Source organism: Amycolatopsis sp. NPDC043885 (assembly GCF_056435685.1).
On sequence record NZ_JBWKEA010000001.1, the window covers coordinates 570,797 to 594,652 of the forward strand.

The 23,856-nt window shown below is 68.2% G+C and carries 23 protein-coding genes and 1 tRNA gene; 19 read left to right on the plus strand and 5 right to left on the minus strand.

The features are described 5' to 3' along the window. Nucleotides 1–2: 2 nt before the first annotated feature. The 9 genes from AC069I_RS02940 to AC069I_RS02980 all read left to right on the plus strand — a co-directional run bounded on the left by AC069I_RS02940 (nucleotide 3) and on the right by AC069I_RS02980 (nucleotide 8,763). Nucleotides 3–320, plus strand: coding sequence for a hypothetical protein (locus AC069I_RS02940; RefSeq protein ID WP_478264725.1), 318 nt, complete (start codon nucleotides 3–5; stop codon nucleotides 318–320). Beyond that, nucleotides 320–832 (plus strand): hypothetical protein, encoded by a 513-nt coding sequence (locus AC069I_RS02945; RefSeq protein WP_478264726.1) that lies wholly within the window; start codon nucleotides 320–322, stop codon nucleotides 830–832. The genes AC069I_RS02940 and AC069I_RS02945 overlap by 1 nt, the downstream gene beginning before the upstream one ends. After that, a complete protein-coding gene (locus AC069I_RS02950) occupies nucleotides 832–1,779 on the plus strand; it encodes a hypothetical protein (protein WP_478264727.1) in 948 nt (315 codons plus the stop codon). The genes AC069I_RS02945 and AC069I_RS02950 overlap by 1 nt, the downstream gene beginning before the upstream one ends. Next, complete coding sequence (locus AC069I_RS02955; RefSeq protein ID WP_478264728.1) at nucleotides 1,779–4,034, plus strand: cell division protein FtsK; 2,256 nt, start codon at nucleotides 1,779–1,781, stop codon at nucleotides 4,032–4,034. The genes AC069I_RS02950 and AC069I_RS02955 overlap by 1 nt, the downstream gene beginning before the upstream one ends. A 233-nt stretch (nucleotides 4,035–4,267) precedes the next feature. Next, the gene (locus AC069I_RS02960; protein WP_478264729.1) at nucleotides 4,268–4,900 is read left to right on the plus strand and encodes an HNH endonuclease family protein; all 633 of its coding nucleotides are present in this window, start codon (nucleotides 4,268–4,270) and stop codon (nucleotides 4,898–4,900) included. A 38-nt stretch (nucleotides 4,901–4,938) separates the two neighbouring features. Then, nucleotides 4,939–5,814 (plus strand): bifunctional DNA primase/polymerase, encoded by an 876-nt coding sequence (locus AC069I_RS02965; RefSeq protein ID WP_478264730.1) that lies wholly within the window; start codon nucleotides 4,939–4,941, stop codon nucleotides 5,812–5,814. Then, nucleotides 5,814–6,968, plus strand: a complete 1,155-nt coding sequence (locus AC069I_RS02970; RefSeq protein ID WP_478264731.1) for a DUF3631 domain-containing protein — start codon at nucleotides 5,814–5,816, stop codon at nucleotides 6,966–6,968. Before AC069I_RS02965 ends, AC069I_RS02970 begins: the two co-directional genes overlap by 1 nt. 239 nt (nucleotides 6,969–7,207) lie before the next feature. After that, nucleotides 7,208–7,396, plus strand: coding sequence for a helix-turn-helix transcriptional regulator (locus AC069I_RS02975; protein ID WP_478264732.1), 189 nt, complete (start codon nucleotides 7,208–7,210; stop codon nucleotides 7,394–7,396). Continuing rightward, the gene (locus AC069I_RS02980; protein ID WP_478264733.1) at nucleotides 7,396–8,763 is read left to right on the plus strand and encodes a tyrosine-type recombinase/integrase; all 1,368 of its coding nucleotides are present in this window, start codon (nucleotides 7,396–7,398) and stop codon (nucleotides 8,761–8,763) included. The genes AC069I_RS02975 and AC069I_RS02980 overlap by 1 nt, the downstream gene beginning before the upstream one ends. Before the next feature lie 131 nt (nucleotides 8,764–8,894). Here the strand turns inward: AC069I_RS02980 and AC069I_RS02985 are convergent. After that, nucleotides 8,895–8,976, minus strand: a tRNA-Tyr gene (locus AC069I_RS02985). 119 nt (nucleotides 8,977–9,095) lie between these two features. On the opposite strand from AC069I_RS02985, the gene AC069I_RS02990 reads away from it, so the two are divergent. After that, on the plus strand, nucleotides 9,096–9,587 hold the full coding sequence (locus tag AC069I_RS02990) for a YajQ family cyclic di-GMP-binding protein (protein ID WP_340684804.1): 492 nt from the start codon (nucleotides 9,096–9,098) through the stop codon (nucleotides 9,585–9,587). Nucleotides 9,588–9,637: 50 nt separating this feature from the next. Here the strand turns inward: AC069I_RS02990 and AC069I_RS02995 are convergent, their stop codons facing one another. Next, nucleotides 9,638–10,291, minus strand: a complete 654-nt coding sequence (locus AC069I_RS02995) for a hypothetical protein (protein WP_478264734.1) — start codon at nucleotides 10,289–10,291, stop codon at nucleotides 9,638–9,640. Nucleotides 10,292–10,481: 190 nt separating this feature from the next. Between AC069I_RS02995 and AC069I_RS03000 the strand changes: the two genes are divergently transcribed. Next, nucleotides 10,482–11,630, plus strand: coding sequence for a sialidase family protein (locus AC069I_RS03000; protein WP_478264735.1), 1,149 nt, complete (start codon nucleotides 10,482–10,484; stop codon nucleotides 11,628–11,630). Between the two features lie 53 nt (nucleotides 11,631–11,683). Beyond that, nucleotides 11,684–12,565 (plus strand): glucose-1-phosphate thymidylyltransferase RfbA, encoded by an 882-nt coding sequence (rfbA, locus tag AC069I_RS03005; RefSeq protein WP_034324212.1) that lies wholly within the window; start codon nucleotides 11,684–11,686, stop codon nucleotides 12,563–12,565. Here the strand turns inward: rfbA and AC069I_RS03010 are convergent. The 3 genes from AC069I_RS03010 to htpX all read right to left on the minus strand — a co-directional run bounded on the left by AC069I_RS03010 (nucleotide 12,555) and on the right by htpX (nucleotide 16,004). Further along, nucleotides 12,555–13,817 carry an LLM class flavin-dependent oxidoreductase gene (locus AC069I_RS03010; RefSeq protein ID WP_478264736.1) on the minus strand — a complete coding sequence of 421 codons (1,263 nt, stop codon included), beginning with the start codon at nucleotides 13,815–13,817 and terminating at the stop codon, nucleotides 12,555–12,557. The two genes, rfbA and AC069I_RS03010, sit on opposite strands and share 11 nt — an antisense overlap. A 3-nt stretch (nucleotides 13,818–13,820) precedes the next feature. Continuing rightward, entirely contained in the window at nucleotides 13,821–14,225 is a 405-nt protein-coding gene (locus AC069I_RS03015) for a hypothetical protein (RefSeq protein ID WP_478264737.1), read from the minus strand. 912 nt (nucleotides 14,226–15,137) lie between these two features. Beyond that, nucleotides 15,138–16,004, minus strand: coding sequence for a zinc metalloprotease HtpX (gene htpX, locus AC069I_RS03020; protein WP_478264738.1), 867 nt, complete (start codon nucleotides 16,002–16,004; stop codon nucleotides 15,138–15,140). Nucleotides 16,005–16,138: 134 nt separating this feature from the next. Between htpX and AC069I_RS03025 the strand changes: the two genes are divergently transcribed. From AC069I_RS03025 to AC069I_RS03055, 7 genes are all read left to right on the plus strand, one after another. Further along, entirely contained in the window at nucleotides 16,139–17,107 is a 969-nt protein-coding gene (locus tag AC069I_RS03025; protein ID WP_478224921.1) for a YncE family protein, read from the plus strand. A gap of 24 nt (nucleotides 17,108–17,131) precedes the next feature. Further along, complete coding sequence (locus tag AC069I_RS03030; RefSeq protein ID WP_478264739.1) at nucleotides 17,132–18,319, plus strand: BtrH N-terminal domain-containing protein; 1,188 nt, start codon at nucleotides 17,132–17,134, stop codon at nucleotides 18,317–18,319. A gap of 9 nt (nucleotides 18,320–18,328) precedes the next feature. Continuing rightward, nucleotides 18,329–18,844 carry an acyl-CoA thioesterase gene (locus AC069I_RS03035; RefSeq protein ID WP_478224919.1) on the plus strand — a complete coding sequence of 172 codons (516 nt, stop codon included), beginning with the start codon at nucleotides 18,329–18,331 and terminating at the stop codon, nucleotides 18,842–18,844. Between the two features lie 135 nt (nucleotides 18,845–18,979). Next, on the plus strand, nucleotides 18,980–20,905 hold the full coding sequence (locus AC069I_RS03040) for a S8 family serine peptidase (protein WP_478264740.1): 1,926 nt from the start codon (nucleotides 18,980–18,982) through the stop codon (nucleotides 20,903–20,905). Between the two features lie 268 nt (nucleotides 20,906–21,173). Continuing rightward, complete coding sequence (locus tag AC069I_RS03045; protein WP_478264741.1) at nucleotides 21,174–22,409, plus strand: class I SAM-dependent methyltransferase; 1,236 nt, start codon at nucleotides 21,174–21,176, stop codon at nucleotides 22,407–22,409. Next, a complete protein-coding gene (locus AC069I_RS03050) occupies nucleotides 22,406–23,203 on the plus strand; it encodes a sugar phosphate nucleotidyltransferase (protein WP_478224916.1) in 798 nt (265 codons plus the stop codon). Before AC069I_RS03045 ends, AC069I_RS03050 begins: the two co-directional genes overlap by 4 nt. Further along, nucleotides 23,200–23,853, plus strand: coding sequence for a PIG-L deacetylase family protein (locus AC069I_RS03055; RefSeq protein WP_478224915.1), 654 nt, complete (start codon nucleotides 23,200–23,202; stop codon nucleotides 23,851–23,853). Before AC069I_RS03050 ends, AC069I_RS03055 begins: the two co-directional genes overlap by 4 nt. The last annotated feature ends 3 nt before the right edge of the window (nucleotides 23,854–23,856 follow it).

Genomic DNA, 23,856 nt, shown 5'->3' on the forward strand with positions numbered 1-23,856 from the left:
CGATGAACACCCAAACTCTGATGGTCCTGGGCGGCCTGGCGCTGGTCGGTGTGTTCAGCGTGTGGCGTGCCGGGCGGAAGTCCGCCACCAAGGCGCAGAAGGGCGTGCGGGAGGTGACCCGCATGACCGGCAACACGATCCGGCTCATCCTGGCCACCGCCGTCATCGCGTTCGTGCAGTGGCTCGTGGTCGTGAAGATCGGCAACACCACCGCCACCTGGATCGCGCTCATCGTCCCCGCGTTGTTCGCCGCCGCCACCATCGTGCGGCTCATGGCCATCACCGAGGTCGTCACCACCACGCGGGGAGGTCGTCGCTGATGAGCATCGCCATGCTGCCGCTGCCGACGATGGTGGAGATGCGGGTGGACACGCCGACGCCGGACCACGGCCGGACCACGTTCCGCATCCGGCCCGGCGTTGTCGACGACGAGGCGCGCGAATTCTTCCAGTGGGGTTACTGCCACCTGCTCGCGTGCGCAATCCACGAGGCCACCGGCTGGGTGTTCGGCTCGGTGGAAGGCGTCAACGCGGTGACCGGTGAGTGGAGCTGGACGCACATGGGTGTGATCACCCCGTCCGGTCAGTTCCTCGACATCACCGGCGCCCACGATGCCGACGAGCTGCCAACGCTGGCGTTCCGACCGCACCCGATGCGGCTGCGGACGCTGCCGACGTTCGCGGACTTCGCCGCCACGGTCGGACTACCGGAGGCCACGCCGCTGGCTTGGTGGCGGGGCGAGTTCGGCGAGATCGGCGCCCGCGTGATCCGCACCTTCGCTGACCTGCTGCTGACCAGCACTGACGACCAGACCCGAGAGGAGGCCGCGTGATGAGCACGGAAACCGTTGCGGGACCGCAGGACGCACAGCACGTGCCGCTCACCGAGGCGGACAAGCTCCGCCAGGACGCCGAGTCGGCCGCGCAGGTTCGCCGTCTGGCCAACCACCCCGACGTGATCGCGCTGCGGGTGGAGAAGGTCCGCACACAGATCGACGTCCTGTTGTGGGTCGGGATCTTCCTCGGTCTCGCCTTCACGATGGTCAACGTCCAGGCCTTCGCCGCCTCGGGGTCGGCCCCGTGGTCGCTGGGCTGGCTGTCGGCGTGGCTGCTGGACCCAATGGTGTCGCTCGTGCTGGTCGCCGTCCTGCGAGCGGAGCAGATCACCGCCCGCTACCAGGTCCAGACCGGGCGGTGGGCGCACCGGACGAAGTGGTTCGCGTTCCTGGCCACCTACGTCATGAACACCTGGAAGTCCTGGGTGCACCTCGACGTCGCGGGGGTCGCGCTGCACTCCGTGCCACCGGTGCTGGTGTTCCTCGCCGCCGAAACCGCCCCCGTCCTGCGGGACAAGCTCACCGAAGCCGTCATGAAGGCCGCCGGGGACGCCTTCACCGGACAGGCGGATACGCGGGGGCAGACCGCCCCGGCCGCCGAGGTCACCCCCGTATCCGCCGAGACCCCGGACGCGGAGGAGCCGGTGCCCACGCCGGCACTCTCCCCGACCCCGAAGCCGCGCCGCACCACCCGCAAGGCCAAGGCCCCTGCCAAGCCGGGCCGGAAACTGCGCGCCGACTACCTCGCCGAGGCCCGCTCCGCCTGGGCACCCGGCATCGAGATCACCCCCGCGTGGGTTCGTGAGGTCTGCCCCGAGGTCTCGCGCGGCACCTCGAAGAACGTCGCCGACGACCTGATCGCCGAAACCCGCACCGCGCCCACCGTCCTGCCGGTGCCCGCCCCGACCACCACCGCCCGCACCGACTCGGAGGAGGCCGCCTGATGTCCACCACCGCCGACCACACCCCCGCATCCGCGAACGGACCCGACCCCGAGAGGGACGCCACGGTGAACACCCCCAATCCACTGCCCGAGAACCACACCGACGAACGCCCGGACGGCCGTGTCGTGAACGGCAACGTGGTGGAGTTCAAGCCGGGCACCGCCCGCACCGCCGAGGAGATCCCGGCCCCGCGCGACACCGCCACCATGGTCCGCTCGGACGTCATCGACGCGGAGATCGTGGACGAGTCCGAACCCACCGCGAAGGTGGACCCGCCGGAGGTCAAGAAGTCCTGGTGGGAGACCGTCGCCGATGCCAAGGCCCGCCCGCTGTTCGCGTCGTGGCTGCTGTCGGCCGAGGAGTTCAAGTCCCGCGCGAAGTTCCTGGTCCAGCTCGCCGCGCACCAGACCGCGTTCCACGCGCTGCGCGTGCCCGTGTACGTCCCGAGCGCGTTGCTCAAGGCTCCGGGCGCGCTGTGCCGGGGCACCGTTCGTGTACACCGCTGGGTGTTCGACGCGGAGTCGAAGCCGGTGCGCATGGACGCCCGTGAACGCAAGGACACGAACGAGTACATGAGGTTGCGCGAGGCCCGGAACGAGACCGTTCGCCGCCGGTCCGCGCCGGTGATGGTCGGGGTGCTCATCCTGATCGGGATCGTGTACCTCGCGATCACCTACGTCACCCCGTTCTGGAACTGGACCTGCCTCGTGGTCGCGATGACGTTGGTGGGCTGGTTCGGGGCGCCGAAGGACAAGCCTGTCGCCGGGCGCGCCGTCGATTCCGCGAAGGCGCCGAAGCTCACGTCGTCGATGATCGAAGACGCTCTCGGCGCGCTGGGTATCGCGGGGATCAACCAGGCCATCGCGAAGGGCCGGGGCATCGGGTTTCCCTCGCCGATCGTGCGGGACGGCCCCGGATGGCGCGCGGATATCGACCTGCCGCCGGGCGTTACCGCCGGGGACGTCATCGACCGCCGTGAACGACTCTCCTCCGGACTGCGCCGTCAGCTTGGATGCGTGTGGCCCGAGGGCGACCCGACCATCCACGAAGGCCGCCTGGTCCTCTGGGTGGGCGACAAGGACATGTCCACCACCAAACAGGCCCCGTGGCCGCTCGCCAAGCCGGGCGCGACGGTGGACCTGTTCAAGCCCCAGCCGTTCGGCACGGACCAGCGCGGCCGGTGGGTGCCCATCACGATGATGTTCGCCTCCGGTGCCATCGGCGCCATCCCCCGCATGGGCAAAACCGTGTCCCTGCGCGAAATCCTGCTCATCGCCGCCCTCGACCCGCGTTCGGTGCTCTACGCCTACGACCTCAAGGGCACCGGTGACCTGTCCGCGTTGTCGCAGGTCTGCCACGGTTACGGAGTCGGCGACGACCCCGAAGACGTCGAGCGCATGGTGGTGGAGATGCGGGAACTGCGGGAAGAACTCCGCCGCCGCGCCAAGGTGATCCGGAACCTGCCCGAGAACGTGTGCCCGGACAACAAGGTCACCCCGGCCCTGGCGTCCCGGAAGGACCTGGGATTGGCGCCCATCATCATCGGCGTCGACGAGTGCCAGGTGTGGTTCGAGCACCCCGAGCACGGCGACGAACTCAAGGAAATCTGCACTGACCTGGTCAAGCGTGGTCCCGCGCTGGGTATCGGGCTGTTCCTCGCGACACAGCGGCCGGACGCGAAGGCCATCCCGACCGACATTTCGGCGAACCTGTCCATCCGGTACTGCCTGAAAGTCATGGGACAGACCGAAAACGACATGGTCCTCGGCACCAGCCAGTACAAGAACGGCATCCGGGCGACCACGTTTGCCTGGTCCGACAAGGGAATCGGCTACCTCCGTGGCGAGGGCAGCGACGCGCAGATCACCAGGTCCGTCTACCAGGACGGGCCGACCGCCAAGCGCATCGCCGCTGGTGCCCGCAAGCAGCGCGAAGCCCTGGGCAACATCACCGGCCACGCCGCCGGGGAAGAAGTCGACCTGGACACCGCCCGCCTGGACACTCTCGCCGACGTCCTGTCGGTGTTCGAGAAGGGAGAGGAAAAGCTCTGGTCCGATGTGATCGTGTCCCGGCTCGCCGAGCTGCGCCCCTCGACCTACGGGAAGTGGAACCCGGCCGCCCTGGCGACCGCGCTCAAGCCGGACGGGGTGAAGCCCGGACAGGTGTGGGCCACCGACCCCGACACCGGCAAGGGCAGCAACCGCAACGGCTACACCCGCGACGCCCTCACCAAGGCCCGTGATAACCGAAAGTAACTGACGGAGAGAGCTAGGGGCGCTCCGCGCTCTAGACCGGAGCGCCCCTAGACCTAGACCCCCACTCTAGAACCCCGCGACTTTCTGACCAGGACTCTAGGGACCTAGACCACCCCTGCGCCGACCAGCGGAAACCCACGAAAACCCCGGCTAGTCGCCAACCTCACCGGCCCTAGCCCTGGTCGAGCACTGCCCAAAACAGGCACACACAGTCACCGACGATAGGACTCGCTTTGACCACGCACACCACCGGCCGCGCCCTCATCGCCGCCGCCCCGCTCGCGCTCACCGCGCTGTTCGTCACCGGCTGCGAGGTCCCGGCCGCCACCGGAACCCCCGGCACCCTCGACGCCACCACCGCCACTCGCCAACTCGCCAAGCTCGCCGTGAAGCCCGCCGACACCGGCGCCCACTACAACCGCGACGACTGGCCCCACTGGGACAGCGTCGGCAAGGGCTGCAACCGTCGCGAGGACACCCTCAAGACTCAAGGCCGCAACGTCACCACTGGCAAGGGCTGCAAAGTCCTGAGCGGAGAGTGGACCAGCCGTTACGACGGAGTGAAGGTCACCGACCCCGAAGCCGTCGACATCGACCACATGGTGCCGCTCGCCGAGGCCGCCCGCTCGCACACCCGCGACTGGACCGAGGCCCAGCACACCCGCTACGCCAACGACCCGGCCGTCTTGGTCGCCGTCACCGCGAAGTCCAACCGCGCCAAGGGCGACCAGGACCCCGCGAAGTGGCTGCCCTCACAGGACCGGTGCGGCTACGTCGCGCACTGGGTGCGGGTGAAGACCACCTACCGGATGAGCATCGACAAGGCCGAGCACGACGCCATCGCCGCCATCCTCCGCCATTGCTGAACCACCACCCCTGACTGTCCACTGTGGAAGGTAGTTCGATGACCGCGCACGCTGGAAACCCGCTCTTGGACTGGGCGCTGTACCTCGCCGGGATGGGGTGGGCCGTGTTCCCGCTCGCACCGGGAACGAAGCGGCAGCCCGCCGTGAAGGACTGGGAGAACCGCGCCACCACCGACCCCCTCCGTATCCGCCGGTGCTGGTCGGCCGACCGCTTCAACATCGGCGTAGCTACCGGGCCGTCCCGGCTCGTGGTGGTGGACCTGGACATGCCCAAGGACGACGACACCGGGCCGGACGGCGTGACCGCACTCGCCGCACTCGCCGCCGAACGCGGGGCACCGGTGCCGAACACCTACACCGTGAGCACCCCGTCCGGTGGGCGGCACCTGTACTACCTCGCCCCAGCCGGAACCACGCTGCGGAACAGTCAGGGACAACTCACCTCCTGTGTGGACACACGGGCAGGAGGCGGATACGTGGTGGGGCCGGGGTCGGTGCTCCCCAACGGCGCCTACGACCTCGCCGACGACACCGACCCCGTGGAACTGCCGGGCTGGCTAGTGCAGGTGTGCGCGGAACGGCGCTCTACGGCCAACTCAGGGCCGCTTGAGATCCGTTCTGGCGACACCACCCGCTACGGGGCGGCCGCGCTCGCCGGGGAGTGCGACCGCATTCGGGCGGCCGCACCAGGCAGCTACAACGAAGTCCTGTCGAGCGCGGCCTACACCGTGGGGCGCAAGGTCGGTGCCCGGATCGTCGACCACGCCACCGCGCGGGCCGACCTCATCGCCGCCGGGGAAACCCTCATCGGCTCCGCCCACTGGCCGCCCAACGCCCGCGAAGTCGCCCGGGTCGTCGACGCCGGGCTGACCGCCGGTGCCCGAAACCCTGTCACCCAAGGAAAGGCCGCCTGATGACCGTGCCCGCGCTGCGGGTGGTGTCGCCTCCCCGCGAGCCGACCGCCACGTCCGCCGACGGCGCCGAAGTCCTGGACCAGATCGGAGAGTTCGTGTCCCGCTTCAACGTCTTCCCCTCCGAGCACTGCGCGCCGATGCTCGCGCTCTGGTACGCCCACACCCACGCCGCCGAGCACTTCTACATCACCCCGCGCCTGATCCTCTCGTCCGCCGAGCCTGGTAGCGGGAAGACCCGCGTTCTGGAGGTCGCGCAATACCTCGTGGCCTCACCGGAGATGACGTTGTCCGCGTCCCCGGCCGCGCTGTTCCGGCTCGTGTCCGCCGCACCGATCACGATCCTGTTCGATGAGGTGGACGCCATCTTCAACCCGAAGAACACAGGCAACACCGAGGACCTGCGCGCGCTGCTCAACGCCGGTTACAAGCGCTCAGCCACGATCCCGCGCTGTGTCGGCGACGCGAAGGCCATGGCCGTGCAGCGGTTCAAGGTCTACGCCCCCGCCGCCCTCGCCGGCATCGCCGGGCACATGCCCGACACCATCACCACCCGCGCCATCACCGTCCACATGCGCCGCCGCGCCCCCGGCGAAACCGTCGAACCCTTCAAAACGCGCCGCGTCGAGACCGAGGCCGAACCCCTGCGGGACCGCCTCGCCGACTGGGTCCACAGCGTCGCCGAACAGGTCGGCGAGGCCGAACCCGAGATGCCCGACGGCGTCACCGACCGCTCCGCCGAAATCTGGGAACCACTCCTGGCCCTCGCCGACGCCGCCGGGGGCGACTGGCCCAAGAAAGCCCGCGAAGCCTGCCAGCACTTCGTCACCGCCAACAGCCACCGCGCGGGCAGCGTCGGAACCCGTCTGCTCGCCGATCTGCGGACCGTGTTCACCGCACACCAGGCCGAACGCCTGCCCACCACGACCATCCTCGAAGCCCTGCACGCCATGGAGGAAGGCCCTTGGGCCGACTACTACGGCAAGCCGTTCGACGCCCGACACCTGTCCAAGGAACTCGGCCGGTACGGCGTCGAAGTCCACGCCTTCAAGCACAACGGCACCACCGCCAAGGGATACCGCACCACCGGCGAAACCGGCCTCGCCGACGCCTGGACCCGCTACCTCCCACCGCCCGAAACCGGGGATTCCCGGTAACTGCGGTAACCCCGGTAACCGTGCAGGTCAGACGGTTACCGACCCGAAATCGCTGCGGTAACCCCGGTAACCCGGTTACCGAGGTTACCGACCCGAAAATCCATCGGTAACCGTCTGACCAGCGAAGTTACCGAGGTTACCGCAGTTACCGACAACACCCGCTCAAACCACCAAGGAGACCGCCATGTCCATCGCGCACACCACCAGCACGCACCACCGCGCGAGGAGAACCCGCCACCATGGCCACCACGAACTGGCTCACAGTCGCCGAGTTTTGCGCCGAGATGAAGATCTCACGCCGGACATTCCAGCAATGGCGCGCCACCAGGCGCGGGCCTAGCTGCCTGAAACTGCCGAACGGTGATCTCCGTATCCGCCGTTCCGAATACGAACGCTTTCTGGAAATGTGCGAGGAGGCTGCTGCCTGATGGCGACTACACATGACGTCCGAATCTGGAAGCTCGAAAAGTACGATGGGAAGCAAAAGACGACCTACCGAGTTCGTTGGGTCGTCGACGGCGAACGGTTCGGAGAGAGCTTCGACACCTTCGCACTTGCGGACAGTTTCCGCTCCAAGCTGCTCACGGCCGCCCGTGAAGGTGAGGCGTTCGACACCGAGAGTGGACTACCAGTCTCAATGCTCCGCGCGACTGAGGTCAAGTCGTGGTTCACCTTCGCGTGCGAGTACGCGGACATGAAGTGGCTGGAGTCGTCGCCCAAATACCGCGCGTCTCTTGCAGAATCCCTGATGACCATCACGGTTCCCATGCTCAAAGGGAAACCGCCATGCGACCCGAAGACCTTGCGAAAGGCTCTCAAGACCGCTTTCAATCTGAACACGCGGAACGCGCCCCAAACCGATGAGGTTCGACGGGCTCTCTCATTCGCCGCGAAGGCGAGCCGCAACGTTGGCGAGTTGGCGAACGCGGACACGCTGCGCACTGTTCTACGCGCCCTGGATTTGAAACTGGACGGGAAGAAGGCAGCGACCAATACCGTGCGACTTCGGCGCGTCGCCCTCGGGAACGCCATCGAGTACGCAATGTCTCCAGAGCAAAAGCTCCTGACGGCGAATCCGGTCGAGGACGTGAAGATGAAGAAACGAAAGTTCGTTGTCCATGAGGTAGACCCGAAATCCGTCGTGAACCCGATTCAGGGACGAATGCTGCTCGAAGCGGTCGGCACAGTCGGAAAGCAGGGTCCTCCCCTGGTCGCGTTCTACGGGCTGATGTACTACGCCGCTCTCCGACCGGAGGAGGTAGCGAACCTGAACAAGGCCGACCTGTCTCTCCCCAAGGAAGGGTGGGGAGATCTTCTCCTGCGGAGAGCACGCCCGGAGATCGGGCAGGAATGGACGGACTCCGGCGAGGCATCCGAAGAGGGACCACTCAAGCACCGGGCAGAAGAGGAGGAGCGAACGGTGCCATGCCCGCCCCAACTCACCGCGCTACTCCACGAGCACCTACGACGGTTCGGGACCGCGCCGGACGGCAGGCTGTTCCGAGGAGCCCGCGACGGCGGCCGGGTCGGCAGCTCGGTCTACGGCCGGGTGTGGGCGACGGCACGCGAACGAGTCTTCACCGCTGAGGTGGCCGCTGGGCCGCTAGGGAAGCGCCCCTACGACCTCCGCCACGCTGCGGTGTCCACGTGGCTCAACGGCGGCGTGGAGCCAACCCGAGTGGCCAAGTGGGCCGGACACAGCCTCTCCGTGCTGCTGAGGGTCTACGCGAAGTGTCTCGACGGTGGGGAGCAGGCCGCCCGAGACCGCGTGACCAGGGCTCTGGGTGGCGAGTAGGCCCCGGAGAACTTTGGGGCGTATTTGGGGCGGACAGCCGCCTAGGGCCGCGCAGCGCTGCACACAACTGCACATAACAAGATCGGCCCCCGGTCCTGGTTTCCCAGGTCAGGGGGCCGATCTTACTGGTGTGGCGAGTGAGGGATTCGAACCCCCGAAGGCTGTGCCGTCTGATTTACAGTCAGATCCCTTTGGCCGCTCGGGCAACTCGCCGTGGCCGGGTCCCCCCGGCCGAGACGAAAGAATACCCAATGCCGTGGCGGGCCGGTCAACCGGGTTCCGCAGGGCTAGGGTGGAAGCTCCTGACAAGCGAGTACGAGGTGTGAGAACACGTGGCGGATCCCTCTTTCGACGTGGTGAGCAAGGTCGATCGCCAGGAGGTGGACAACGCCCTGAACCAGGCCAGCAAGGAACTCGGTACACGGTTCGACTTCCGGGGTACCGGGACCAAGATCGACTGGTCCGGCGAGGAGGCGATCGCGATCGAGTCCGAGACCGAGGAGCGGGCGCTGGCGGCGGTCGAGGTGTTCAAGGAGAAGCTGATCAAGCGCGGCATCTCCCTGAAGGCCTTCGAGGCGGGCGAGCCGGCGCTGTCCGGCAAGATCTACAAGATCGGCGGCAAGATCCTGCAGGGGATCGCGTCGGACAAGGCGAAGCAGATCGCCAAGTTCATCCGCGACGAGGGCCCCAAGGGGGTCCAGGCGCAGATCCAGGGCGACCAGCTGCGGGTGTCCGGCAAGAAGAAGGACCAGCTGCAGGAGGTGATCGCCTTGCTGAAGGGCAAGGACTTCGAGATCGCGCTGCAGTTCACGAACTACCGCTGAGCGCGGGCGACGACAAGGCCACCTTCCGCGGGAGGTGGCCTTCGTCATGTCTAGGACGCGGTGACCGTCCAGGTCCCGTCGCCTTCCACCGACACGAAAGCCGGGCCGGACACGGGCACGCTGCCGGTGTAGTCGCCGAGCTGGTTCACGGGAAGTTCCGAGTAGTCGCCGCTGTGCACCCACACCGCGGTGCGGCCGCTCTTCTTGGTCGTGACGGCGACCGACGTGACGGCGTCGGGAACGGCGAACACCGCTTCACTCTTGCCGGACAGGGGCTTACCCGGTTCCAGGACGGGCAGGCCGCTTTCGTCGGTGATGGTCAGCGTCCAGGCGGCGTTGGCCTTGACGGTGAACGTCTTCGCCTGACGGCCGGGCATGTCGTTGATCCACTGGGTGCCCTTGTACGGGCCGATGTCGTTGACGATCAGCTCGTTCTCGGTGTTGACCGCGACGTGGCCGGAACACTTCGGGCAGTCGAAGGTCACGAAGCCGAGGCGCGGCGGCCAAGCCATGGGGACCGACGCGTTCCCCTTGCCCGAGTGCTTCTCCTCCGGCTGCGGGCCGGGTTTCGGGGTGGTCGTGGGGGTCGGCGAAGGTGCGCTCAGCCCTTCCGGGGCGGCGGCCTGCGGGACGACGCGGCCCAGGTTCGGCGGTGAGCAGGCCACCAGGCCCACGGTCAGCAGCACGGCCGCACACAAGCGCATGATCACGAATTTCCCCCTGGTCGAACCCGTCAACGGATCTTCGCCTGCCGATAGCCCAGCGTTACCGGTCCACTCGGCCGAGCGATTCACGCCACTCGGACGTGGGTTTCCGCCGCGACGCCTTCGCGGGAGTCCGAAAGGGACAAAAGCCCGTGTTGTAATCCGGCGATCGCGTTCGAGGAAGGTCACGATGAAGCGCCGTTTCAGCTCCGCACTCGCCTTTGCGCTGTCACTCACGGTGGTCGCGTCCCTGTTCACCTCCGCGCAGGCCGCCGAGCGCCAGCAGCTCGTGCCCGGCTACGGCTCGTACCCGCGGCTCATCCGCCTGGAGCATTCGGCGATCGGCCGCGGCCGCATCCTCGCGTCGCTGACCAGCGAGGACGCGAGCGGCAAGTTCACCCCGATCATGGAGAGCACCGACGAGGGCCGGAGCTTCCACAAGATCGGCGAGATCCGCGATCGCGACGGCCGCCGCGGCATGTGCTGCGGGACGTTGTACGAACTGCCGCAACGGGTCGGCAGGCTCCGCGCGGGCACCCTGCTGTGGGCCGCGAGCTACCGGCAGGACGCCGGTCCGCAGCGGCGGATCGGCATCAGGATCTGGTCCAGCCGCGACGCCGGCCGCACGTGGGGCTTCCTGTCCGAGGCGGCCCGGTCGCACAATCACGACGGCATCTGGGAGCCGGAGTTCGTCGTCGACGCGGGCGGCACGCTCTGGCTGCACTACGCCGACGAGACCGAGGCGCCACAGTTCGCGCAGGTGATGAACCGGGTCGCTTCCACCGACGGGGTGAACTGGGGCACCAAGCAGCGCACGATGGCCATCCCGCCCCATCGGGTGCGGCCGGGGATGCCGATCATCCGCCGCCTCCCCGACGGCCGGTTCTACCTGGCCTACGAGATCTGCAACTACCGCGACCGCTTCTGCGACCCGTACTTCAAGATCTCCTCCGACGGCGCCAACTGGGGCGATCCCCGCGACCCCGGCACCCGCGTCACCACCGCGAACGGCAACTACTTTCAGCACGCCCAGACGATCACGCTGTTCCCCGGCGGCCCGAACGGGGTGCGGCTGGTGATGGTCGGGCAGATCTACACCAACGCCGCCGGGGTCCCGCAGGACAAGAACGGCAGGGTGCTGCTGGTCAACGACAACTTCGGCGCCGGACACTGGTACGAACGTCCGGCCCCGGTGCACATCGTCGGGATCCACGACAACTTCTGCCCCAACTACAGCTCGACGCTGCTGCCGGTCGACGAGGGCAGGAACGTGTTGCAGATCTCCACCGAGTACAACCTCGGCTGCAAGGCGTACTTCGCGAAGGGCCCGGCTTTCTGAGCCACCCGGTAGTGTGAGTTCCCGAGCGATCGGCTACGAAGTGGGGGCATCGCATGAAGGGCATCGTGCTGGCGGGGGGCAGTGGGACGCGTCTGCATCCCATCACCCAGGCGATATCGAAACAGCTGCTACCGGTCTACGACAAACCGATGATCTACTACCCGATCTCGGTGCTGATGTTCGCCGGGATCCGCGAGATCCTGATCATCTCGACGCCGGTCGACCTGCCGCATTTCCGGCGGCTGCTCGGTGACGGCAGCCAGTTCGGGCTCAGTTTCAGCTACGCCGAGCAGGCCGCGCCGAACGGGCTGGCCGAGGCGTTCGTCATCGGCGCGGACTTCATCGGCGACGACGACGTCGCGCTCGTGCTCGGTGACAACATCTTCTACGGCCAGGGGTTCTCCAGCCGGTTGCAGGCCGCGGCGACCTCGCTCGACGGCTGTGTGCTGTTCGGCTACCCGGTCAAGGACCCGCAGCGGTACGGCGTCGGCGAGATCGACGCCGACGGCAAGCTCCTCTCCATCGAGGAGAAACCCGAGAAGCCGAAGTCGAACAAGGCCATCACCGGCCTGTACTTCTACGACAACCAGGTCGTCGAGATCGCCCGTGACCTCAAGCCCTCGCCGCGCGGGGAACTGGAGATCACGGATGTCAACCTCACCTACCTGCGGCAGGACCGCGCGACCCTGATCGACCTCGGCCGCGGGTTCGCCTGGCTCGACACCGGCACGCACGACTCGCTGCTGGAGGCGGGCCAGTTCGTGCAGGTCCTCGAACACCGGACCGGTGTCCGGATCGCCTGTCTCGAAGAAGTCGCGCTGCGGATGGGCTTCATCGACGCCGAACAGTGCTACGCGCTCGGCGCCAAGCTGGCGAAGTCCGGCTACGGCGAATATCTGATGAACGTCGCGCGAACCCAGGGTGCTACCGGCTGAACAGGAGCTCACGCAGGGTGTCGCCGGTGTAGTCGGTCCGGAAGACACCCCGTTCCTGCAACCGCGGAACGACGTCGTCGACGAACGCGTCCAGCCCACCCGGGGTCAGATGCGGCACGAGCACGAACCCGTCGGCGGCGTCGCTCTGGACGTACTCGTCGATCGACTCCGCGACCTGCCGGGCGATGCCGACGAACTGCTGGCGCGCGGTCACCTCGATGACGAGTTCGCGGATGGAGAGCTTCTTCTCCTCCGCGATCGCCCGCCATTTCGCGGCCACGGCGAGAGGATCCTTCTCGTGCCGGACGCGGCCCCAGGTCAGCGGCTCGGCGTCGGGGTCCGGGTCGATCTCGGGGAGCGGGCCGTCGGCGTCGCAGGCGGAGAGGTCGCGGCTCCAGACCTGTTCGAGGAACTGGATCGCGGTCGCCGGGCGGACCTGCTGATAGCGGATCTCGCGGGCGTACTCGTGCGCCTCCTCCTCGGTGTCGCCGAGGAGGAACGTCGCCGCGGGCATGATCAGCAGCTCACCGGGCTCGCGCCCGTAAGCGGGTAGCCGCCGTTTGACGTCGGCGGTCTTGGCGGCGAACTCCCTGCCCTCGTCGGAGTCACCCGCCTGGATGACGATCGGCTGCCCCCGCGGAGTCCTCGAGACGGTGAACTCGCCACGGATGTCGAACCGCGGTCCGCTGTGGACAACGCGCTCGAGGCCCCGCGCGAAGACGCCGTTCTCCTTGTCCCCCACCAGGGCGTCCGGCGCCCAGCTGTCCCAGAGCTCACGCACGGTGGCGAGGAATTCCTCGGCGCGGCGGTAGCGGTCCTCGCGTTGCAGGAAGCCACCGCGGCGGAAGTTCTGTCCCGTCCACGCGTCCGGTGAGGTGACGACGTTCCACGTGGCGCGGCCGCCGGAGAGGTGGTCGATGCTCGCGACCTGCCGCGCGACCTCGTACGGCTCGTTGAACGTCGACGACAGCGTGCCCGCGAGCCCGAGCCGCGTGGTGACCACCGACAGCGCGGCCAGCACGGTGGTGGTGTTCGGTCGCCCGACGACGTCGGAGTCGAGGATCTTGCCCGCGTGTTCGCGCAGGCGCAGGCCCTCGGCGAGGAAGAGGAAGTCGAACTTGCCCCGCTCGGCCGTGCGCGCGAGATGTTCGAAGGACGAAAAGTCGATTTGGCTACCCGAACGCGGGTCGCTCCACACGGTGGTGTTGTTGACGCCGGGGAAGTGTGCGGCGAGTTTGACCTGCTTGGGCATCTGTCACGCCTCCGCGTACTGGTGATGGTCGCGCAGGGTGGTGCCGGTGTAGGCCTGCCGGAACGCGCCCGCGGCCTGGAGCGCGGGGACAGTCTCGGCGGTGAAGAGCGCCAGGTCGTCGGGCAGGACCGCGGGGCGGATGTGGAAGCCGTCGAGATCGTTGGACTCCGCGAGGCGGGGCAGTTCGGTCGCGAGGTCGGCGGGAGTGCCGGTGAAGCTCAGGCTGGGTGGGAAGGGCGCGTAGGTCTCCAGCGCGCGACGGCGATCGAGGGTCGCTTGCTCGGTCTCGGCGAGCACGATCGACAGACTGGCCAGGAGCTTGGCGTCCGGGAAGCGCTCGCGGGCGCCGCGGACCTCGTCGACCAGGACGACGTCGGCGCCGTGCGCGTACGGCGAGTCGCCGTACACCGCGACGACGGGGTGCCCCTGTGGCGGGCGCGGCGTGATCGAAGGTCCCTTGATGCTGAAGAAGCGGCCCTCGAAGTCGACGTAGTGGAGCTTCCCGCGGTCGATGAAGCGGCCGGTCGGCTCGTCGCGGATGATCGCGCCGTCCTCCCAGCTGTCCCAGAGGCGCGCGATGACGTCGACGACCTCGGCGTTCTCCGCTTCGGCGTCCGCCCTCGGACGGCAGGGTGCGCCTGCCGAAGTGCGCGACCTCGGCTTCGGTGCGCGAAGTCGAGCGAAGCGACGGCCGTCGAAATGTGGAACGGCTCGGTGTGCGTGGTGGTGACCGTCGGGACGAGGCCGATTCCGCTGGTCATCGGGGCTATCGCGGCGAAGGTCAGTAGCGCGTCGAGCCGGCCTCGGACGACCTCCTCGCCTCCGGGTTGGAGCGCGAGGTTGTCGTCGAGGGTGACGAAGTCGAGCGAAGCCGCTTCGGCGAGCTTCGCGTGGGCGAGGTGGTGGGCTGCGGTGAACAACGCGGTCGGGCGGACGTCGGAGACCCGCCAGGCGGCCGGATGGTGCCCGGCCCCGTCGAGCGCGACCCCGAAGTGCAACTGCTGTGCGGAACCCATGCCCGGGAACGCGCGCACAGATGCCCCGATTCCCGCTCCCACGAGGTGGGACACCGGCGGCCGTGACCTGCGTTTAGCCCCCTAATCGCGATCCGGCGGGCGACCTGCGTTTCGCGGGCTAATCGCGATCCGGCTGGTCAGCGCGCCCCAGATGAGATTGGGGGCGGTGAGTGTCTCCAATGCCGCATTGGGGCCAGCGGGCCCCGCGACGCGGGGGCATGGGCCCAGGGCGGGTCGCGTTTAGCGGGCTAAACGCGATCCCGGCCGTGACCTGCGTTTCGCGGGCTAAACGCGATCCGGCTGGTCAGTGGGGGTGGCGCGCCATTTCTTCCAGGCGCCGGATGCGTTCGGCCATGGGCGGGTGGGTCGAGAAGAGCTTCGTGAGGCCTTCGCCCGGCCGGAACGGGTTCGCGATCATCAGATGCGACTGCGAGACCAGCTTCGGTTCCGGCACGAGCGGCGCCGCGCGCGTCCCCTGGTCGAGCTTCCGCAGAGCCGAGGCGAGCCCGAGCGGGTCGCCGGTGAGTTCCGCGCCCGACGCGTCGGCCTGGAACTCGCGCGAACGGCTCACCCCGAGCTTCACCACGGCGGCCGCGATCGGCCCGATCAAGACCAGGAGCAGCCCGGCCAGCGGGCTGTCGCCGTCCTCGCGGTTGCTGCCGCCGAAGAGGCTGGTGAACATCGCGATGTTGGCGATCACGCTGATCACGCTCGCCAGCGCGCCCGCGACACACGAGATCAGGATGTCGCGGTTGTAGACGTGGGACAGCTCGTGCCCGAGCACCGCCCGCAGTTCGCGTTCGTCGAGCAGGCCGAGGATGCCGGTGGTGCAGCACACCGCCGCGTGCCGGGGGCTGCGGCCGGTGGCGAAGGCGTTCGGGGCCTGGGTGGGGCTGACGTAGAGCCGCGGCATCGGCTGCCGCGCGGTGGTCGCCAGCTCCCGCACGATCCGGTACATGGCCGGCTGCTCGGCCTCCGAAATCGGACGAGCGCGCATGGCCCGCAACGCCAGCTTGCCGGAGTTGAAGTAGGCGTACGCGTTGACCCCGAGCGCCACCACCAGCCCGATGACCAGCGCGCCCCGCCCGAAGAAACCGCTGATCCCGACGATGAGCGCGGACAGCAGGCCGAGCAGGACGACGGTCTTGAGCCCGTTCTGGTGTTTGTGCACGGCGTCCTGCTCCTTCCTTTCTCAGGGGTGGGGGTTACTCATCGGAAACAACGCGATCGGGGGACGCGAAGTTCCTTCGCGTGCTCGGCTCGCGGGTTATCGTCGAACCTCGGAACGATCATCGGGAGGCGCCTGTGCGAGGACCCGAACTGAGCCGCCGAGCCCTGCTCGCCCTGGCCGCGGCCGGCGCCTCCGCAGTCGCCTTCGCGCCGGCGGCCAGAGCCGAGAAAGTGCTTCTCGTCGAGGTCGGAGGCGCCCCGGAGGCGGTCGCGGTGAATTCCGTCACCGGCTTCGCGTACGTCTCCGACCCGTCCACCGGCACGGTCGTCGTCCTCGACTCACGGTCCGGCACGGTCGGCGACGTGATCCCGGTCGGCGGCGAGCCCGCCGGGCTGGCCGTGGACACGGTGACCAACCGGATCTTCGTCGCGAACCCGCCCGGCGGGACCGTCCTCGTCCTCGACGGGCGGACCAACGACGTCGTCAGCGTGGTGCCGGCCGGTCCTGGAGCGTCCAGTGTCGACATTGACGAGCGGGCGAACCGCATCTACGCGGCCAGCGCCCTCACCGGGACGCTGGCCGTCATCGACGGCGTCGGCTGCCGCCTGCTGGACCTCGTCCCCGGTCCCACGCGGGGGCTGTCGTCGACGGCGGTCGACAGCGGACGCAAGCTCGCGTACTGCACCAGCACGGCCACCGACTCGCTGGAGGTCTTCGACATCGGCGCGGGCAAGTTCACCGGCGGGATCCCGGTCGGCAAGTCACCGACCGGAGTCGCCGTGCACAGCGCGTCCGGGACGGTGTTCGTCGCGAATTCGGCGATCCATCATCTGTCCATCGTGGACACGGGCACGCGCAAAGAGAAGGCGACCGTGTTGCTGCGCTCGGAAGCTTCGTCGGTGGTGGTCCACGAAGGATCGAACACCGTGTACTCCAACGGAGGGCCGAACGGCCTCGCCAGGATCGACGGGGTGACGAGCCTGCTCACCGGAGACCTGTCACTCGGCGTGAACCCGGGCGCGGTCGCGATCGACCAGCGCACCAGGACGGTGTACGTGGCGGATCCCTTGCGCGGCAGGGTTTCCCTGATCAGGGACTTCTGAGGCCGAAGCGGGCATGATGGTGGGGTGACCGAGTACGAATTGCGCGGCGGGCTGCAACCGGACGTCTCGGCCGTGGCCGCCGTGCTGGCGCATCACGGTGTCGAAGGGCCGGACGGGAAGGCGCCCGGCGAGGCGCTGATCTTCGCCGTCTCCGGCGGGATCGGGGCCGGCTACATCCTGTGGGATTTCGCGCACGAAACGATGTCGACGATCGTGTTCGGTTTCCGCGCGCGCTGGCAGTACCCCCAGGACTGGCTCAAGTCCACAGTGGACCGCCTTGGACTCGGCCTCGATCTCCACACCACCGGTGGTAAACGCGCCGCCGCGAAACGACTCGACACCGAACTCGAAGCGGGGCGGCCGGTGCTCGTCCTCCCCGACTGCGAATCGGTCGGTTACTGGCACCTGCCGCCGGAGATGTCCGGCGGTGGCGGCCACTTCGTCGTCGCGTACGGCGAAGAAGACGGGCGGGTGCTCGTCGACGATCGGAACCTCGCCCCGCTGACGGTCGGCCGGAAGACCTTCGACGCCGCGCGCGGCCGGGTCGGCTCGTACAAGAACCTGCTCGCGACGATCCGGCCCGGCGAGGTCTCCGACTGGCGGACGGCCGTGCGCGCCGGGCTGACGGACTGCGTCCGGAACCTCTCGGCGCCGTCGAAGTCGTTCTCGCTGCCCGCATGGGGACGCTGGGCGAAGGCGATGACCGACGAGCGTGACCCGAAGGGCTGGCCGCGCGCGTTCGGCGAGCGGCGCGGGCTGGTCGGAGCGCTGTTCAACGTCTGGGAGAGCGTCACCCCGGCCGGGATGGAGGGAGGGCACCTGCGCGGGCTGTTCGCCGACGCGCTCACCGAAGCCGCCGGCCTGCTCGAACTTCCGGCGCTGGCCGAACAGGCGTCGACCTGGCGCGGGATCGGCGAGCGCTGGGCCGAACTGGCCGAGACGGCCGTCCCGGCGTCGAACGCGGAGTTCGCCTGGGTGCGCGGGCTGGTCAGCGCGGTGTCGACGGGTGTCCGGGAGGGCGACGCGGGGCAGGACGCCGCGGCGGCGGCCGGTGCGGAAATGTGGAAACTGCGCGCGCACTACAACGACGAAACACCGTTCACCGACGTCGAAGCCCGTGAACTCTTCGGCACGATGGGCGCCATGATCCGGGACATCCACACCGCCGAGACCGCCGCGATCCGCGAGCTCTCCGAAGCCCTGATGGAGTGAACCGGGCCGGTGTCCGTTGCGCCGCGCGGCCGGAACACCACGCGATCGTTGAAGATCCACTTCGTGCACGCACATCCGCTGGGGACGACCAGTGCGCGTCCCGCTCCCGAGATCCACCTCCACCGCCATCGCCTGCGTGTCGCCGACCTGGACTGCCTCGGTCACGTCGGGAACGTGCGGCTGCTGGAGTACTTCCAGGAAGCCCAGATCGCGCTGCTCGACCCGCGGCGTGAGCACCTTTTCCAGGCCAAGGGACCGGCGTACCTGATCGCGAAGCACAACGTCAGCTACCTGCGCAGGCTGACGTTCCGTGACAACCCGGTCGAGGTGGAGACCGTGGTCGGCCGGATCGGCACCTGCGACGTCGTGGTGAACAGCAGGCTGCGCGACGAACGGGCCGTCTATGCGCGCTGCCGCACCATCTGGGTCGCGTGCACCCTGCCCGAGGGCAGCACCCGGCGGCTCGACGAAGAAGAACGCGAGCGGCTGACGCGATTCAGCGGGGCGATCGACGAGATGTCCTGAATCAGTTTTTAACCGTTTATGCTCCATTTCCCGCAATACCGCAAAACGGCTGGGCCGTTCAGCGGCTGATCATCACGCTTTTCGGCCGGTACCTTCGAAAGACCTCTCCCCTGCAGAGCTCCCCGGAGGTATTTCATGCCACGGCCGAAGTCTGTCCGCTTCCTCGCGCCCATGATCGGCGCGATGCTACTGACGAGCGGGGCGGCCGTCGCCGCCCCGGCCGCCGAAGACCCCCAGTTCATCCGTCTGGCCAGCAGAACCTTCGACCCGCTGACCCAGCGCGCGGCGGCGAGCCAGGACTGGAAGGGCGCGTATCTGCTGCAGGTCCGAAGCGCGCTGACCGACGCGCAGCGCGGGAAATTGCGCTCACTCGGCGTGCGGATCGGGACCTACATTCCCGATTTCGCCTACGTGGTCCGACTGAAGCCGGAGAACCGCGAATCGGTGGCGGAATTGGCTTTCGTCCGCTGGCTCGGCGAATACCGGCCGGACGACAAGGTGGAGATCTCACTGGCCGCGACCGGTAGCTATCTGGTGACGCTGGTCGAATCCGATGCCAGGGACCAACGCGCGGTGGCCGAGCGGATCCTTCGGCTCGGCGGCGGGATCGAGGCGATCTCGCAGAGCGGACAGCACATCGTCGCGAAACTCGGTTCCGGTCAAGCCGCCACCGTGGCGCAGGGGGCCGAGGTGCTCGCGGTCGGCGCGATCACCGCCCCTGAGACCGACATGGCCAACGCCAGGGAGAGCGGGGGCGCGAACTACGTCGAGAGCGTCGGCGGCTATCGCGGTCAGGGCGTGCGCGGCGAGGTGATGGACGGCGGCCTGCGCGTCACCCACCAGGAGTTCAAGGCGCGGCCGACGGTGATGCACGGCTCGAACTCCACCAGCACCAGCCACGGGACCTCCACCTACGGCCAGATCTTCGCGTCGGGGGTGAGCGCGCCACAACGGGGGCTGCTGCCCGAGGGGCAGGGGATCTTCGCCACCTACAACAAGCCGGACCGCTACGCCCACACCAAGGAGCTGGTCGACCCGGCGGGCAAGTACCGCGCGGTGTTCCAGAGCAACAGCTGGGGCGGCGGGCTGACCACGGCCTACAACTCCGTCTCCGCCGAGCTCGACAAGATCGTCTTCGACCACGACCTGCTGATCTGCCAGTCGCAGAGCAACGCGGGCACCCAGCAGTCGCGGCCGCAGGCCTGGTCGAAGAACGTGCTCTCGGTCGGCGGGCAGTACCACTACAACACGCTGGGCCGCACAGACGACAAGTGGAGCGGCGGCGCCAGCATCGGCCCGGCCGCCGACGGCCGGATCAAACCGGAACTGTCGAACTACTACGACCGGATCGACACCACGTCTTCGGGCAGTGACACCTCGTACACGACGTCGTTCGGCGGCACGAGCGGCGCGACCCCGATCACCTGCGGGAACGCCGGGTTGCTGTTCCAGATGTGGGCCGACGGCGTGTTCGACGGCGGCCCCGGCAAGGGCCGCGACGTCTTCACGAGCCGCCCGCACGCGGCGACCGCGAAGGCCCTGCTGGTCAACGGGGCCGACCAGTTCGCGTTCAGTGGCACGTCGCACGACATGACCAGGACACATCAGGGCTGGGGCACCGCGAACGTGCGGTACCTGCACGACCAGGCCAAGGCGAACGGGTGGAAACTGCCGGTGCTGGTGAACGAGACCGACCTGCTGGGCACCGGGCAGTCGAAGAAGTACGCGGTCGCGGTGAACGGGACCAAGCAGTTCAAGGCGACGCTCGCCTACACCGACCCGGCGGGCTCTCCGAGCGCGTCGGTCGCCAGGGTCAACGACCTGACCCTGAAGGTCACCGCGCCGAACGGGACCGTCTACTACGGCAACAACGGGCTGAAGGCGGGCAACTTCTCGACCGCGGGCGGCTCGCCGAACACGGTCGACACGGTGGAGAACGTCATCCTCGAGAAGCCGGCCGCGGGGACGTGGACGGTGGAGGTCGTGGCGACGCAGGTGAACGCCGACGGTCACCCGGAGACGTCGGCCACCGACGCGGACTACGCGCTGGTGGTTTCTTGACGATGGGCTGAAGGCGCGTGAAGGCCCCCTTCCCTCGGCTCAGCCGCGAGAAGGGGCCTTCACGCGGGTCTGGCCGGATCGCGTTCAGCCCGCTAAACGCGATCCGCCGGGGGTACCCGCGCCCGGATGGCGGAGACGTCTGCGCGGATGGCCGAGACGACAGGTTTCGGTTGTGAGACGGAAGCGTGAGTCCCCTGAAAGGCATGTAACGAGGCGACCCGAGGTGCCGACGTCTGGGATACGTGACGCGAGCCAAGGAGCCTCTTAGATGACCACCTGCCGACTCTGCGGCTCGGCCCATCTCGCCAGTGTCGCCGACCTCGGGGCGACACCGCCGTGCGAACGATTCCTGACCGCGGAGCAGCTCGCGGAGCCGGAGCCGACCTACCCCCTGCACCTGCAAGTCTGCACCGAATGCCGGCTCGCCCAGATCCCGCCGCTGATCACCCCGGAAGAGACGTTCACCGAATACGCGTACTTCTCGTCGTATTCCGACTCCTGGGTCGAACACGCGAAGACCTTCGTCGACGGCGCCGTCGAGCGGCTGGGGCTCGACGAGTCCTCGTTCGTCGTCGAGGTCGCCAGCAACGACGGCTATCTGCTCAAACACGTTGTGGCGCAGCAGATCCGCTGTCTGGGCGTGGAACCTTCGGTGAACGTGGGCCAAGCCGCGCGTGACGCCGGGGTGCCGACGAAGACCGCGTTCCTCAGTCCCGAGACCGGACGCGACGTCCGTGAGGAACATGGTCCGGCCGACCTCGTAGTGGCGAACAACGTTTACGCACACATTCCGGACATCATCGGTTTCACGCACGGGCTCCGCGCCCTGGTCGCCGACGACGGCTGGGTCAGCATCGAGGTCCAGCACCTGCTGACACTGATCCAGGAGAACCAATACGACACGATCTATCACGAGCACTTCCAGTACTACACGGTGGAATCCGCGCGCCGGGCCCTCGCGCGCGGCGGATTGTCCGTTGTGGACGTCGAACTCCTGCCCACCCACGGCGGTTCGATCCGGTTGTGGGCGCGCCCGGACGCCGTCGCCGGCGAACCGAGCGAGCGGATGACTCAGGTCCTCGACGCCGAGAAAGCCGCCGGACTGCACGAAATGTCCGGCTACACCGAATTCTCGGAGCGGGTCACCAAGGTCCGGCTCGAGCTGAACAAGTTCCTCACCGACGCGGCGCTCGACGGAAAGACCGTCGTCGGTTACGGCGCCCCCGGCAAGGGCAACACGCTGCTGAACCACTGCGGTATCCGCCCGGACGTGTTGCGGTACACCGTCGACCGGAACCCGTACAAGCACGGCCGGTTCACCCCCGGGACCCGGATCCCGATCCTGCCACCCGAACGGATCGAAGCCGACAAGCCGGATTACGTGCTCGTCCTTCCGTGGAACCTCCGGAAGGAGCTGACCGCCCAACTGTCCTTTGTGGACGAATGGGGCGGAAAACTGGTCTTTCCCATCCCGCACCTGGAAATCGTCGAGGTGAAGTCGTGAAGGTAGTCCTCTTCTGCGGCGGCTACGGCATGCGGATGCGCAACGGTGACGCGTCCGACGTGCCCAAGCCGATGGCCATGGTCGGCCCCAGACCCCTGATCTGGCACGTGATGCGGTACTACGCGCATTTCGGCCACACCGAGTTCGTCCTCTGCCTCGGCTACGGCGCGCACCACATCAAGGAGTTCTTCCTCGACTACCGGGAGACCACCTCCAACGATTTCGTCCTGCGCAACGGCAAGGCGGAACTGCTGTCGACCGACATCGCGGACTGGTCGATCACCTTCGTGCAGACCGGCCTCGAATCGGCCATCGGCGAGCGGCTGCGCCGGGTGCGCCCGTACCTCGAGGGCGACGAGATGTTCCTCGCCAACTACGCCGACGTCCTCACCGACGCCCCGCTGCCGGAGATGATCGAGCGGTTCACCGAATCCGACGCCGGCGCGTCGATGATGGTCGTACCGCCGCAGTCGTCGTTCCACTGCGTCGAGATGGGCGAGGACGGCCGGATCGGCGCGCTGACCCCGGTCAGCGAGATGCCGCTGTGGGAGAACGGCGGGTACTTCGTGCTGCGCCAGGAGATCTTCGACCACATCCCCGAGGGCGGCGACCTGGTGGCCGACGGCTGCGGCGAACTCGCCAAGCAGGGGAAGCTGCTCGCGTACCCGTATCGCGGCTTCTGGAAGCCGACGGACACCGTCAAGGAACGCGTCCAGCTGGACGACGCCTACGCGCACGGCGACCGCCCGTGGGCGTTGTGGGAAAACGAACCGGCTCCGGTGAGCATCGCGTGATCGGACTCGGTACCGGCGGGCTCGAACGGATCGTCGCGCTGGGCGCGCATTGTGACGACATCGCCATCGGGGCGGGCGGCACCCTGCTGACCCTCTGCGCCGCCAACCCCGGTGTCCGGGTGGACGTGCTCGTCCTTTCCGGCGGCGGCACCGAACGGGAGGCCGAGGAGCGCGCCGCGCTCGCGGCCTTCTGCCAGGGCGCCGACGTCGAGGTCACCGTGCTCAAACTGCCCGACGGCCGGTTTCCCGCGCACTGGGAAGAGGCCAAGAACGCCCTGGAAGAGCTGCGCCGCCGCACCGACCCGGACCTCGTCCTCTCCCCGCGCACGGCGGACGCGCACCAGGACCACCGCGGGCTGGCGACGCTGGTGCCGACGGTGTTCCGCACCCATCTCCAGCTGGAGTACGAGATCGCGAAATGGGACGGCGACCTAGCCAAACCCACCGCGTACGTACCGCTCACGCCCGAGCGCGCCGAAGAGAAGGTCCGGCTGCTGCAGGAGCACTACGCCTCTCAGCGGCACCGGCCCTGGTACGACCGGGAAGCCTTCCTCGGCCTCGCCCGCATCCGCGGAATCGAATGCGGGCGGCGTTACGCGGAGGCCTTCGACCTCAAGAAACTGACGCTCGACCTCACTCCGAAAGGCTGAAAG

What these genes read in the sequence shown, in the direction of transcription:
- AC069I_RS02940 (WP_478264725.1), top strand. Translation starts at nt 3, where the DNA reads ATGAACACCCAAACTCTGATGGTCCTGGGCGGCCTGGCGCTGGTCGGT.
- AC069I_RS02945 (WP_478264726.1), top strand. Translation starts at nt 320, where the DNA reads ATGAGCATCGCCATGCTGCCGCTGCCGACGATGGTGGAGATGCGGGTG.
- AC069I_RS02950 (WP_478264727.1), top strand. Translation starts at nt 832, where the DNA reads ATGAGCACGGAAACCGTTGCGGGACCGCAGGACGCACAGCACGTGCCG.
- AC069I_RS02955 (WP_478264728.1), top strand. Translation starts at nt 1,779, where the DNA reads ATGTCCACCACCGCCGACCACACCCCCGCATCCGCGAACGGACCCGAC.
- AC069I_RS02965 (WP_478264730.1), top strand. Translation starts at nt 4,939, where the DNA reads ATGACCGCGCACGCTGGAAACCCGCTCTTGGACTGGGCGCTGTACCTC.
- AC069I_RS02970 (WP_478264731.1), top strand. Translation starts at nt 5,814, where the DNA reads ATGACCGTGCCCGCGCTGCGGGTGGTGTCGCCTCCCCGCGAGCCGACC.
- AC069I_RS02975 (WP_478264732.1), top strand. Translation starts at nt 7,208, where the DNA reads ATGGCCACCACGAACTGGCTCACAGTCGCCGAGTTTTGCGCCGAGATG.
- AC069I_RS02980 (WP_478264733.1), top strand. Translation starts at nt 7,396, where the DNA reads ATGGCGACTACACATGACGTCCGAATCTGGAAGCTCGAAAAGTACGAT.
- AC069I_RS02995 (WP_478264734.1), bottom strand. Translation starts at nt 10,291, where the DNA reads ATGCGCTTGTGTGCGGCCGTGCTGCTGACCGTGGGCCTGGTGGCCTGC.
- AC069I_RS03000 (WP_478264735.1), top strand. Translation starts at nt 10,482, where the DNA reads ATGAAGCGCCGTTTCAGCTCCGCACTCGCCTTTGCGCTGTCACTCACG.
- rfbA (WP_034324212.1), top strand. Translation starts at nt 11,684, where the DNA reads ATGAAGGGCATCGTGCTGGCGGGGGGCAGTGGGACGCGTCTGCATCCC.
- AC069I_RS03010 (WP_478264736.1), bottom strand. Translation starts at nt 13,817, where the DNA reads ATGCCCAAGCAGGTCAAACTCGCCGCACACTTCCCCGGCGTCAACAAC.
- AC069I_RS03040 (WP_478264740.1), top strand. Translation starts at nt 18,980, where the DNA reads ATGCCACGGCCGAAGTCTGTCCGCTTCCTCGCGCCCATGATCGGCGCG.
- AC069I_RS03045 (WP_478264741.1), top strand. Translation starts at nt 21,174, where the DNA reads ATGACCACCTGCCGACTCTGCGGCTCGGCCCATCTCGCCAGTGTCGCC.